Source organism: Armatimonas sp., assembly GCF_031410135.1.
GTDB lineage: Bacteria > Armatimonadota > Armatimonadia > Armatimonadales > Armatimonadaceae > Armatimonas.
The window spans coordinates 1-1,204 of sequence record NZ_JANNYP010000706.1 but is presented as its reverse complement, the minus strand read 5'-3'; the positions used below and the strand labels follow the sequence as shown (position 1 = coordinate 1,204).

The 1,204-nt window shown below is 51.2% G+C and carries 2 protein-coding genes; one reads left to right on the top strand and one right to left on the bottom strand.

Translation table 11 applies throughout. The features are described 5' to 3' along the window. Window positions 1-8 precede the first annotated feature (8 nt). Window positions 9-746 (bottom strand): DUF1003 domain-containing protein, encoded by a 738-nt coding sequence (locus tag RMO15_RS25755; protein WP_309719508.1) that lies wholly within the window; start codon window positions 744-746, stop codon window positions 9-11. 49 nt (window positions 747-795) lie between these two features. Between RMO15_RS25755 and RMO15_RS25750 the strand changes: the two genes are divergently transcribed. Then, window positions 796-1,204: chorismate synthase (locus RMO15_RS25750; RefSeq protein WP_369016164.1), on the top strand; the 409-nt coding region annotated here is incomplete at its 3' end.

The window sequence follows — 1,204 nt, the reverse complement described above, 5'->3', positions numbered from 1 at the left end:
GGAACAACTTAGCCAGGCTGCTTAGGTGCCTCGTTTTGGTTGAGCAATTCCTCGATCATCTCCATTTGCATCTGCTGAATCTCTAGAAGGTGCTTCCAGTGATCTTGAATCAGTGTGTCCATCTTTTCATTCAAGTATTTGATCTCGAGCTCGGCCTTGAGGTTGACTTTATAATCGTTCTCGCTCCGCATCCGGTCTCGCTCGTTTTGCCGATTCTGACTCATCATGATTACCGGAGCTTGAAACGCGGCCAAGCAACTCAGGATCAGGTTCAGAAAAATAAAGGGAAACGAGTCGGGAGGGCGGCTTAAGACTAAGGAGGTATTCACGCCCATCCAGAGAAATAGGATCCCTAGGAAGATGAGGATAAACTTCCAACTTCCGCCAAAGCTCGCGATTTTGTCGGCGAGTCGCTCTCCAAAGGATTCTTTCGAAAGCATTTCCGCGTCCACATTTGACGAAATCGTGTCTTTGTCTTTGATTGCCTCGGCGACCTCGAATCGTAGCCGGGACATCTCACCTTGCTCCTCAGAAGCCCAAGCATCCATGACTTGGCGGCGAGCCTTGTTCAGTTCTTCTTTGCTCACAAATCCAGAAGGGTCGAGGTGATCGTCGTGGCACATTGCGTGCAAGTACGGAACGATTGATTCACGAACCAGGTCGACCGGGATGGCCTCAGAAAGAGGAATGGCCTTACCGGATATCTCACATTGAACGTGATCGGGAAGACGAGCAAATTTTCTCACATAGGTAGAGACGCTGGAACCCTTTGCAATGGAAGCCCATAATGGAACTATGGGCAGCGGATTCGGAACTCTCTTCAAAATATCGACCTGGGGGGAGTCGCACGGAGTCGGTGTGGGAGTGGTGATTGATGGTTGTCCGCCAGGCATCGCCATCGATCTTGAATTTATTCAAGCCGAGCTAGACCGGCGGCGGCCGGGCCAATCAAAGATCGTCACTCAACGCAAAGAGTCCGACCGAGTGGAAATCCTCAGCGGAGTTGCGAATGGAATTACTTTGGGGACCCCGATTGCGCTTTTGGTGAGAAACCAAGATCAACGGTCTCAAGATTACGAGGAGCTCAAAGAAAAGTATCGGCCCTCACATGCTGATTTCACCTACGATCAAAAGTATGGAATTCGTGCGGTCGAAGGTGGAGGAAGAGCGTCGGCCCGTGAAACGATCGGGCGTGTCGCCGCGG